The 11,197-nt window shown below is 43.9% G+C and carries 11 protein-coding genes and 1 pseudogene; 8 read left to right on the top strand and 4 right to left on the bottom strand.

Annotated elements, in window-relative coordinates; all coding sequences use genetic code 11:
- Nucleotides 1-56: 56 nt before the first annotated feature.
- A complete protein-coding gene (locus ACUVJL_RS13980) occupies nucleotides 57-2,291 on the bottom strand; it encodes a DEAD/DEAH box helicase (RefSeq protein WP_445246395.1) in 2,235 nt (744 codons plus the stop codon).
- A 626-nt stretch (nucleotides 2,292-2,917) separates the two neighbouring features.
- Here ACUVJL_RS13980 and ACUVJL_RS13975 point away from each other — a divergent pair.
- Nucleotides 2,918-3,598, top strand: a complete 681-nt coding sequence (locus ACUVJL_RS13975; protein WP_445246394.1) for a hypothetical protein — start codon at nucleotides 2,918-2,920, stop codon at nucleotides 3,596-3,598.
- 490 nt (nucleotides 3,599-4,088) lie between these two features.
- A complete protein-coding gene (locus tag ACUVJL_RS13970) occupies nucleotides 4,089-4,613 on the top strand; it encodes a hypothetical protein (protein WP_445246393.1) in 525 nt (174 codons plus the stop codon).
- 3 nt (nucleotides 4,614-4,616) lie between these two features.
- On the opposite strand, the gene ACUVJL_RS13965 is transcribed toward ACUVJL_RS13970, so the two are convergent.
- From ACUVJL_RS13965 to ACUVJL_RS13955, 3 genes are all read right to left on the bottom strand, one after another.
- On the bottom strand, nucleotides 4,617-5,036 hold the full coding sequence (locus ACUVJL_RS13965; RefSeq protein WP_445246392.1) for a GIY-YIG nuclease family protein: 420 nt from the start codon (nucleotides 5,034-5,036) through the stop codon (nucleotides 4,617-4,619).
- A 68-nt stretch (nucleotides 5,037-5,104) separates the two neighbouring features.
- Complete coding sequence (locus ACUVJL_RS13960) at nucleotides 5,105-5,350, bottom strand: hypothetical protein (RefSeq protein ID WP_445246391.1); 246 nt, start codon at nucleotides 5,348-5,350, stop codon at nucleotides 5,105-5,107.
- A gap of 28 nt (nucleotides 5,351-5,378) precedes the next feature.
- A complete protein-coding gene (locus ACUVJL_RS13955; RefSeq protein ID WP_445246390.1) occupies nucleotides 5,379-5,708 on the bottom strand; it encodes a hypothetical protein in 330 nt (109 codons plus the stop codon).
- 135 nt (nucleotides 5,709-5,843) lie between these two features.
- On the opposite strand from ACUVJL_RS13955, the gene ACUVJL_RS13950 reads away from it, so the two are divergent.
- The 6 genes and pseudogenes from ACUVJL_RS13950 (at nucleotide 5,844) to ACUVJL_RS13925 (ending at nucleotide 10,798) form a co-directional block, all read left to right on the top strand.
- Complete coding sequence (locus ACUVJL_RS13950; RefSeq protein WP_445246389.1) at nucleotides 5,844-6,194, top strand: hypothetical protein; 351 nt, start codon at nucleotides 5,844-5,846, stop codon at nucleotides 6,192-6,194.
- Nucleotides 6,194-7,015 (top strand): hypothetical protein, encoded by an 822-nt coding sequence (locus ACUVJL_RS13945; protein WP_445246388.1) that lies wholly within the window; start codon nucleotides 6,194-6,196, stop codon nucleotides 7,013-7,015. Before ACUVJL_RS13950 ends, ACUVJL_RS13945 begins: the two co-directional genes overlap by 1 nt.
- Nucleotides 7,012-7,320: a hypothetical protein gene (locus ACUVJL_RS13940; RefSeq protein ID WP_445246387.1), complete on the top strand. Its 309-nt coding sequence runs from the start codon at nucleotides 7,012-7,014 to the stop codon at nucleotides 7,318-7,320. The genes ACUVJL_RS13945 and ACUVJL_RS13940 overlap by 4 nt, the downstream gene beginning before the upstream one ends.
- Nucleotides 7,310-7,858: pseudogene (locus ACUVJL_RS13935) on the top strand (ASCH domain-containing protein); the annotation flags it as partial. The gene ACUVJL_RS13940 and the pseudogene ACUVJL_RS13935, both read left to right, overlap by 11 nt.
- Nucleotides 7,859-8,313: 455 nt before the next feature.
- Nucleotides 8,314-9,192, top strand: coding sequence for a DNA cytosine methyltransferase (locus tag ACUVJL_RS13930; protein WP_445246397.1), 879 nt, complete (start codon nucleotides 8,314-8,316; stop codon nucleotides 9,190-9,192).
- Nucleotides 9,089-10,798: a DNA N-6-adenine-methyltransferase gene (locus tag ACUVJL_RS13925; protein ID WP_445246396.1), complete on the top strand. Its 1,710-nt coding sequence runs from the start codon at nucleotides 9,089-9,091 to the stop codon at nucleotides 10,796-10,798. The genes ACUVJL_RS13930 and ACUVJL_RS13925 overlap by 104 nt, the downstream gene beginning before the upstream one ends.
- Nucleotides 10,799-11,197 lie beyond the last annotated feature (399 nt).

The raw sequence follows: 11,197 nt of genomic DNA, 5'->3' as shown, positions 1-11,197 counted from the left end.
TCTTTATTCTCTCAAAGAAGCGCAACTGGTTTCGTTTTTGTAAAAGAATAATTTATTTACAAAATTTCTAATAACTCCTTAGCTAATTCTTTGGGTGAATCCAGCTTTCTCAATGTTTTGCGCTTCCCCTTGAGGACTAATTCGATTCGTTCTTGTTTTGCTTGGAGCAAATTATCGATCGCGAAATCAATTTGACCTAACTGTATCCAAGTGGCAAACACAGCATTGCTTTGACCAAGACGATGACATCTATCTTCAGCTTGCTCACAATCGCCAGGAGTCCATGCACGATCAACAAGAACCACATGAGAAGCTGCTGTAAGCGTAATCCCAACACCACCAGCCTTAATCGTACCGATAAATACCTTAGAGTCACCAGCCTGAAAGCGATCGATCATTGCTTGACGATCCTCTGACTTACTTTCACCAGTGAGCAACTCTCCACCCAATGCAGCGTACAGTGCATTGGCAGATTCTAGAAACTCAGTAAACATCACGACTTGCTGACCTTGTTCTAGCAACTCTTCAGCCAGAGCGATCGCAGCATCAACCTTAAACTGACTGCCTACTTTTCTCAAATAATTGAGCGTTACCAAAGCCTCGGAATCTGCATCAACTAAGCCAGCTTTAGCGCGATCGCGATAATCTTCAACTAGACGCTTAATTTCTGCTTCATACTCCTTAGATTTATCAGCCTCTAATTCTGCCTGTTTAAACAGCCTAGTTTTCGCTGGGAGCTCAGGCAAACATTCCGCTTTAGTTCGCCGCAAAATCACATCCTCAGTTTTTTTAGCTAGCTCATCTAAGTGAGCGGTCCCGGTAACATCCCAAACAGTTTTTTTACCAAAAGACTTATGGTGAGCGTTGCAATAGCGCTTCTGATACTCAAGCCTGTTCTCAGCTAACGGGTGGTTCGCAGCCAGCAACAGCGGGTAAAGATTAATGGGGCGACCGTTTTTAATTGGCGTACCCGTAAGCATCCAGGTGGCAATGCAATTTTCACTGTGTGCTAGAGCTAAAAGTTTTTGAGTGCGCTGCGATCGCTCATTCTGGGCATAGTGTGCCTCATCCGCAATCAGCGCATATTTCTGAGATTCTAACGCCTTGGGAATCTTAGACCAACTGAAACACTCAATCCGCACCTGTGCTAATTCAGCCTCTCGTCGCCAGTTCTCCAGCAATGATACGGGTGCAATCACAAAAATAGGACAATGGTGTGTACGCTGCATTACTTTAGCAGCCGCAAGGGTAGTCAAGGTTTTACCAAGTCCCATGTGATCCGCCAAAACTCCCCCGGTATAGATTCCACCGCGACAGTGAGCAAGAAGCCACTCTACACCACGCTTTTGATAATCCCTCAAATACCAACCATTTGACAGCGGCGCATCTAAATCGGCAACGCTGACAAGCTTGATAATATTGTCAGATTTCTCTAGAGCTTCAGCTTTCAACTGTGCCAGTTCTTCAGATTTTTGAATTTCTACAAGTGCGATCGCTCCCTCAATATTTGGATCGTAATGATATTCATCGTCTTGAGAAAAAGCGGCAGTAACTTCAGCTATTTTATTAATCGACCAACGCCAACTTTTATCCTCACCATTAAATTTATAACCCTCAATATTTTTAGCCTTTCTTTGAAATCTTCCACTACTATCATATGGAGCGTACACCGCAATCATATCTCCTATTACCTGAATACGTTTTTCAGGAATAATTCGCTTTTCTTTCCCTTCTAACATCATCAAAGTAGTCAACTTAATTTTGTCAGGGTATTGATGCTCAATTGTTTCCCAGTTAGGTAAACCTAATCCACCGCCCTCTAACTGCTTAATATATTTCCTCAGCATTTTTAAAGCAGATTGAGCATGATTTTTAAGGATAGGTTCTTGCTGCTCGATCAATTCTGCCAACCAATGACCAAAAGCAGTATCAGCACCATTAAACCCTTGTCCATCTTGAGAAAAAGCACCATCACAACGACTAGCTAGATAGGTAATAGCTTGTTCCAAACGACGATCGCACTTTCTCTCCTTCGCTTCAACTAATGCAATCTCAACTTTAGCTTTTAAGTCCAAGAGTAGATCTGCATCAAGAGACTTGAGCCATTGATTAACAGTTTCCAAATTAAGAGGCATATCTAAGCCTGCTGGCTGCCCTTCATCCAAAGAGCGCGCAATCGCCAGCAACTGATCCTTAAATTTTTCTGGAATCCTTACAGCAACAGTGGGCAAATTTTGCCACTTAGGGGATTCCTGCCTTAAATTTTCTCGCTTGGGATTTGAGTTAGCCATTGCAGCGTACACTCCATAGTTACTGTATGTAGTATATAACAGATTCGAGTGTACGCTGCAATGATCGAAATTATGAGCAAACTGAATGCAGACGAAATAGAGAAAATTATTGAACTCCTAGAGGCAATGCTCTAAAAACGCACCCGGTTGCGCTTCTGTCGGAGAATAATTCAACTTGTCCAGTTATGCGGTGGACAAGTTAAGCTTTATTCGATCGGGCTCTTTAATGCCAGCAACTGTAGAAAGCAGACTTTCAGCTAGTCGGTGAGTAGAGTGAAGGGCGATCGGGTAAACCGCTTAAATCCCCGAACAGCGCCGGAGTAGTCGTTCAGGCTCTAGTTCGTTAGATCGAGTTTTACCGCCAGCAAAAAAATAAAGCTAGGCGGGCATACTGCAATATCCCCATTTATTACTTGCAGCCGTGCAGATTCATAAAGAGCTATGAGGTATAAGCATCTTTTTACAACTAAGACATAAAACCTTGAGTTTTGTCTCACAAAAAATTAATCACTTGACTTTGCAAACTTAATGAGTAATGATAAAAACCATAAATAAGGCAAGGCATTAGGTAACACCTAGCCTGCTTTCTCTTCACCCAAATGAAACCCATCAGGTAAGAAACTTTTATGACCCAACAAACCTTAGAAATCTTAGGTGATGAGTGGATAGAACCATCCCTAGTAGAATCTGAATATCCTGAACTTATTGCCTCAGAAGATTCTCTCACCCTAGAAGATTCTCTCGACTCAGAAGATTCTCTCGCCTCAGTAGATTCTACTGCCCTAGAAGATTCTCTCGCCTCAGAAGACTCTCTCGACTCAGAAGATTCTCTCGCCTCAGGAAATCGTATCTTCTCTCAAGAAATAGAGGTTGATTCTCTTACTGGTATGCCAAACGACCCTACGGTCAATACCAGAGTTACTGCTTTAAAGAATGCTAGATTACAAATCGATCTTTTTGGGAGGCGACAGAGCCTGGCTAGGGTCACTGCAACCATCAAGGTTGAATTAGATACACTTGCTATCCTTTTGAATAGTAATTTTCTCCTCCAATCTAGCGTATGGGGAATAGATGGCGGCATCTTCAGCAACGGAAATGATCACTTATTCAACTTTTCCAACCAGATAATCACCGGAGAAGGAACTTACGCTTTTAGTAGAGTAGTCCCCCGTAGCGTTCTTAATGAAGACCGCTCATGGTTTAACAACTGCGATGAGATAGCTGCTAGCTTTAACCTAGTAAGCTACGACAGCTTTTTCCCAGTCAACAAAAAGGCTATGACTCCTATTCTTACAGGATATTTTTAGTAACTGGCAAAACTTAAGTAATGTAGAAGTATGATTTAAGTATCAACTTTGTTTCAGACTACTATATTACTTGAGTCTGTTTTAGTGAAATAATATTTGGCTCTTCCGCACTTACTATGCCAAACGGCTAGTCAAAATGACTCCAAAGCCAGCTATACCGGGATTTTAGGCTTCAACATCCTAAGTTAACTCGAAGTAATACCTAAAATCCTTTCTACGCAAGGATTTTAGGTATCGTCTGAGGCAATTTAGCATAACAGGTACGGAAGAACCCAAAATTGAAACATTGCCTACTCAAAGATTAAGGGACAACTTTAAGGAATTGACGCCCACATAAGTAAAAATCCCCATCTAGCTTTATAAACGTCTCGCAAGACGTTTTTACCCCCCGTAATAAGGGGGTTTTTTTTGTCCAGTCAATTGTCCAGTTGCCCGCTGGACAAATCACAACTACAATTTGTCTAGTGGACAACTGGACAAATTATTAACAATGGAAAATCACCCAATTTCAGAGCTACAACAGCGCTATGGCTTAACTAGCAGGCAGGCTGTGTACGATCGCATAAAAGCTTTATCGATCGAACCAGTAGCCCGAGGCAAAATATCCAGTGACCAACTGGACAAACTGGACAAGCTGGACAAGCACCTAAAATCTGGTGGCACCCTCTCTGATTTTGAAAGCAGCCGCACCGAAGTTATGCCAGCAGCGATCGAACCTGCGGCTGCAACAGCTATAAATCAAGAGAGAGAAAACTTTCTCGAACTCATCGAGGCGATCGCCCGACACATTGCAGCGACGCGCGACCCGCTGCAACATTACACAGCACTGGAACGGGCGATCGCTTCTGGTTGGCTGCTGTCAACGGCTGAAGTTCGATCGCTCATTGGGACTAAGCCGCACGGCGATCGATTCCAGCATGGCAGCTTCGTATTTATCCGAGCTGGGAAGATTGGCGCTCAGGCAGCGTGGCGCGTTGCCAAAGTTGTTAGCAATGGCAACACCTACAAAGTTTAGATTTTAGGACGATCGCAATTTTCGAGCAAGGCTCATCAATTCAAGGCAAGCATCATGTGCGATCGTATTGTTGATATAGCCTTCACGATGAAGAGTAAAAAGCTCTCTCACAAAATCTTCAACCCAAGCATAGCTTATAGATTCTACTGAAGTGCCATTGAGTAAAGGCTTGAAAGTAGATATAAGATTGCGCTCAATCTCTGGAAGCTCACTCTCATTTGCAACTTCCATCCAAGCTATTCGAGCGCCTAAGCGATTAACTTGAGTAAAGCGGTGATGGTTTTGCCAGCGACTCCTTAGATTATCGGCACGACCAATATACAGAACTTTTTTCCGCTGAGAAAGAACAAAGTAAACAGCCGGACAAGTTGGAAGATTCCCCTTTTGTGTCAAAAAGAGAGAATCAAAGTTTATAATATTCATGTTGACCTACTAGAACTAGGTTGACCACTTCCCCGGTGTTTGCAGCACGCGGGGATACTATTATTATATCAATTACGAACACTTTTTAATGTGCGTAATTCAAGAGCGATCGCTTCTATTTGCTCGGCTAGTTTATCGTACCTGCCACCTACATTAATTGTGTTATTAGTAACACAACCGTTACCCATTATCACTACTAAACCTGAGCCTTCAAGAATTTTATTAATCAACTCCGACTGTTTTTCAGCAGGAAGTTCACGAATAAGTTTATAAATTTCTTCCACAGAATTCTTACCAGATACTACAGGTTCCATATCTTCACACCCTACAACAGATAGCAAATTATATACGTACTAGGGACGATCGCACATTGTTACGCTCATTAGTACGCTGCCGCAAAACTTCAGCAATCTTATCCATAATATCGGCAAGTTCCATTTCACTCATTGCAGAAACTGAAATGCTATCGCCATTCATCAAACTATAATAATGGCGACGAACTTCTAAAGGCAATGCTCCGATCATCGCTTCAAGACTATCGCTATAGACGCGCTGCTTCCCTCGGCGAAACTGGCTAATCATCTGCATACTCACGCCGGACTGCTCTGAGAGCCACTTTGCAGAAATTTCGTAGGCATCAAGAGTCCGGTCTAACGCTTCATAAAACTTCATAAAACTTAATATCCAAATTCAGTAATTACTGAAATATTAGCCTACAATTTCAGTATTGGCTTAAAATTTTTTAGATCACCAATGATCTACTTATAGCATGACTCAAACAAAATCAGTACCACAAAAATTGAGCACGTGGGCAAAAACACGCCCAACTCAATCAGGGCAAAGCAAATATTCAGCAAAGAGGTATTAGCCATGTGGATAAAACGAGTTCTTCCAAAATTTGAAGAGCCTATTTCTAGCAAATTTGACCCAGACTTTCCTTGCTGGCAATATTTCTCAAGGTTTGGAGGAGGCATTACGTATTTAATGCCTGCAGTCGATGAATTATTTGACCACACCAATGCTTCAGACTACTACAGCAAATCTCAAGTAATAGACGCTTGCCTGAAATACGGATACTTTGGCTACGGAAACTTTGCTATTGCTTACATTCCTCAGAGCAACACTTCTTCTTTAACACTCATGAAAGGAGAGGAATAATGGCAAAACCGCAGCATTACGAAGTATTTCTTACAGATGCGATCGCCCACTATCAAAAAGGTGATCTGACAGCAAAAGGGTTACTTCACTTCTACTTCAAAATCAGACTCAAGGACGGTTGGACGCTCAAAGAAACGCAGAAAGAGATTACAGACAAACTGGGAATTAGTCGGGCCGCTTTCTACTCATCCTTAAGCAGACTCAAAGCAGAAGGTTCTATCAATTGGTCAACACCAGCTAATACTAAGTTTTCAATTAGCCTCAATTCCTTTGATATCAATGAGTCCACGATTGAAGATGACCAGTCCACGAATCAAGACAGCCAGTCCACAATCGTAGACAGCCAGTCTGCAATCGTGGACAACCAATCCACGATCGTAGACAGCGCATCTTTCATCGTGACAGGAGAAAAAACAGAAGCCAAGCAGGGCAAGGATTTGAGGAAGCCTTCATATTCTTCTTCATATTCTTCTTCAGATGTTCTTTCAACTTTTACTTCATCTCTTTCTTCAGATGCAGAGAGAGAGATTTTCGAGAAGTTTTGTTTAGAAGCTGCTTCTTGTATGCCAACGCAGCCGACGTTAATTTCTCGTTGGGTGGAAAAAAACGCAAGATCCTTGATTGAAGAGTATCAACTCAGAGTTGTAAATCAAAAAGTAATTTTGAAAGATGAACTCTACGAAGTGAATTCTAAATTGGAGAAACATTCCGAGAACTCTCCGTCTGTAGAAAAATCAATCAAACATTCACCCAGTGCAGCAGTAATGGGGCAGTGCCAGTGTGCACAGTGCAATTCAGTAGAGGAGGAGGTGTTGTGGTGAGTACCTATCCAACATCATGGGAAATTCACCCAGATAAGCAGCCAGATTTAACCTACGACGATTGGCATCGGGGGTTCAGTGATGCAGGCGATCAGCTTTATCCGCAGTATCCCCACAATCAGGCTTACATGATGGGTTGGTTGGAGTGTTTTGGGATGGATGCAGGCTATGCAAATCAACTGCCCACAGTGAACGACGAAAACTATCTACAAGGTTACGAAAACGCACAATTTGAGCGTATTTGCCACACCCCAAACCAGCCAGATATTAGAGAAATCAGAGGACAAATCAATCATGGTAATTAAAAATGGAAAATCACCAGCTTGTAAACGTCAGCCTATCTCTACATCTAGCAGTTCCAAATCGAAACGATCGAATACTGTACCGAAAAATCCTGTTTCTCGTGGCAACGGCAAAGCGGCCGACGAACTGGATGGAGATATCGTTTGTGCTCAGGGCGGAGCCTTGGAAGGTACAACGGGCGATCGAGTTTTGGAGACGCCGGGGATTAGTGAAAGTGTACGAGGGGAAGATTTACCCAGCGGATCAATTGAACTAGCAGCTAAAGTTAAACGTTTTTTGCAAACTGAAGAAGGGAAAAAGAAGGCGGCAGAGTTTGGGATAACAATAGAATCAACTGAATCAACTGAATCAACTGAATTGACTGCTATCACTCTGCATCAGCCTTGGGCTTCCTTGATTGCAGTCGGTCACAAGCAATACGAAACTCGTGATTGGCCGACTAATCATCGCGGGCTGATTGTTATTCACGCAGGACGCAAGCCCAAAGGCAAGCAAGAACTGCGGGAACATGACAAAGTTGTGGCATCTTTCAAAGATTTATTGAATGAAGAGTGCCCTTATTCCGCAGTAGTTGCGATCGCCGAACTAACTGATGTGATTCTTATGACAGAGGAATTCATCAACCAACAATGTCCAACAGAACTGCGCTGCGGGGATTGGAAAATCGGCCGCTATGCGTTCAAGCTTGAGAATATTCGGGCGATCGCACCAATTCCAGCAACTGGTAAACAAGGTTTGTGGAAATTTGACCAAGAAGCTGCTGGTTTTGATAGTTTGCATTTGGAACCTTGGAACCCCGCCGATTTTGGCAAAGTTCAACACAAAGCTGAGGCAGATGGACAGCTTAATCTATTGGAATTTGACAGCAATGAACCGCCGGAACCGGATGATTATCCCGGCGATTTAGAAGCATTTAAAAAGGCTTATTTAGCTTGGGTCGAGTTGCAGGAAGGAACAGCAGAGGAAGAATATCAACACACAACAGCAGAGGAAATATGGAATCAATCAGGCAATGGCAATGGCTCGATCTGTGCTCAGGAATTGGCGCAGGGTTCCCCTACGCAGGAACTAAGGTGTGGGGAAGAAGCCCCGACATCTTCTGTGAATGGGACAGTTACTGCCAACGACTTCTTAAAATCAGATTCCCTGGAACAAAGCAACTTGCCAATATCAAGCTTGTCAGCTTTACCAGCGAAATCGCCATTCCCGATCGACCAAAAATTATCACCGCTTCCCCTCCCTGCCAACCCTTCAGCAATGACGGAAAAAGACGCGGAGCCGACGACCACCGAAACTGCTTCCCCGACGTGCTCAGAGCAATTGCAGAATTGCAGCCCGACTTTGCAATCATTGAGAACGTTGCCGGACTCCTTAGTTGCTCTTACTCCCCCGGCCACAAACCAGGAAGTTACTTCGGATTCATCCTCGACTCCCTATCCTCGTGCGGGTACGATGCGGAGTGGCAGTGTCTTACCAGCGCCCACTTTGGCAGCCCCTGGAGTCGAGAGCGGATCATTATTGTTGCGATCGCCCGGAGCTTTATCGGGCAACTCGAACCAGCGGCCGCCTGGGAAGAACAAACTAGAAACGCAATTGATTCAATTAGGACTGATAACCAGTTCGGAAGTTGCGAACCCGGAATTCCTCGAAGCTGGTTACAATCTCCCAGTGGGCTGGACGAATCCACAGGAGAATCGGACGGCACTCGAATTGGCGCAAGTCCAGGCGCAACAGTCCTCCCTCGACCACAAATCGGAGTTGCCTCAAGAGATGGCGACAACCGCGACCGACGTGCAGCCCTCGGTAATGCTCTCGACTGGAGAGTCGCTGCGATCGGACTCAAGCGAGTTGAATATCTCGCAGGACTTAATTGAAAGTTGGACTGAATGGGAAAAGAATAACTTTCTGTGGCTGTTTGAATTTGACTTTTGTATGCACAAGGGAGAACTCAAGAAAATTGAGAAATTTCTTCCAGGGACAAAAACGATCCGGTTAGAAGGAATGCAAATAGGCTCAGCCTATCTACAGATGTGGGAAGTTGAACCTCCACGTTTTGATGTTGAATCTTCACATAACGAATCGAATATCTCTCTGACCTTGCCGCCGAACATCGGAGCGCTGACGAAGAATGAACTCATTTCTATGGCTAGTGAACAGCACCAGCTCATCTGTGTCATCGAGCGCAAAGAGTTCGAGCTTGCTCTAGAAAAGCTTCACCGCGTTCGTTTAACTGGTGTTTACCTTCAAGAGTTCAAGAAAAAGTGTCAGTATGGGGAGTTTGAAAAGCAGCTAGAGCAAGCTGGTATCGGGATTCGATCGGCTCAGTGCTATATGACGATTGCCAAAAACTGGGAAATTGTCGAGGCAAAAGCGAAACTGGTTGCGCTTCTTACAGAGGAAAATCAGCCATCGATCGGGTTGAAGTGGGCGCTTGAAACTGTACGAGATGAGAAGAAGCAGCTCAAGTCGGCTGCCCCGCCGAAAGATCCGGATGGATGGAGAACGCCAAACACTAGCGATCAGCCTATTGTTAGCTTGGTTAAAAAGTCTTTGGGCGGTCAGATTTGGCTTGATCCGTGTTCTGATTCTGGTAGCAACATTCCAGCAGCAGTACGATATTACAAGCAAGATGACGGTCTGGCGAGACACAACACATGGAGCAAAACATTATTTATCAATCCACCATTCTCCGACCCATTCCCGTGGGTTGAGCGGTGCTGCTTTGAATTTGCACGGGGTAGCGTATCAGCGGCCGTCATGCTTTTAAAAGCTGGCGTTGTAAGTAACGTCGGAACTGGTGAACTCATCAACAAATATGCCTCGGCTCTTTGCTATTGGCGGGGAAGAATCAACTTTTTAAATGATGAAGGCAACCCAATTAAGGGAAGTGATTTTGATTGTGTCCTGATCTATTTCGGAGCGCGACTCGACTTATTTCGCCAAGCATTCGGGGGACGCGGAACTATCGCGGCGATCGAAAATCACTATAGTTCAGTCAACAAAAAGCACCTGCTAAAAACCGAGATTGCTGAATTTGGTAACACTCAGGCAGAGCAGAAACAGCTTGCGGCCGCTGTTGGTTTGGGGAATGGGCGATCAGTGTTACCCGATATGCGGGATGCCGATCGAGCACTGGCTGAAAGGTATGATCCGCACACAGTCGTCGATGTGTTTTCCTCTCCAATGCCGCCAACAATTCCAACACCGCCCATATCTGATAACCTTGCCCAACCTATTGCCGAACCGGAAGTCTTTGACGAGACACCGCTAGTAACTAGACAAATTCAGAAGGCTAAGGAAAACACACTAAATGATTATGTAACTGCAATCAGCGGAAACATAACTGAATTCAGCGACGAGCAACTTAAATTTTTGTTGGAAAATCTCAACAAAGAAGTTGATCGACGAAACAATCAACGAAACGATCCAGAGTTTCAGCAGCGATTAAGACAAAGTTTGTTTGACAAATTGCATTCTTAGTAAATTGGGGGAGCCTTCTTCCCTAGAGTAACGGCGTTGTCCCATGTAATTTAATTACATTAGGAGTGAAGGAATTATCGAAACCTTCCGCGTGCAGCAGTGTAAAAAGTTTCTGGTAAACTCGAACGCACAAAAACCAGCAAAAGCAGCAAATTAACCTTTGCTGCTTTTTGCATGAAAAATCCTATTCGTGATCCAAGTTAAGAGTGGGAGTCAGCGATTCTGCTTTTCAGAAATGGTTGTCAACGACCACCGTACTTAGAAGAGAAAAAAGTAACAAATAAATATTCTTTTTCCGTATTTCTACGGTATACAGAAAAGGCGAAGACCTATAAAATTTTTTATCCTTAAAGGGTGGAAGGGTGGAAAAAGAATGCAGCGACCGATCGACCAAATAGG

The sequence above is a fragment of the Microcoleus sp. OTE_8_concoct_300 genome (genome assembly GCF_031383065.1).
Taxonomy (GTDB): Bacteria; Cyanobacteriota; Cyanobacteriia; order Cyanobacteriales; family Microcoleaceae; genus Microcoleus.
This window is presented reverse-complemented; position numbering and strand designations above follow the sequence as displayed.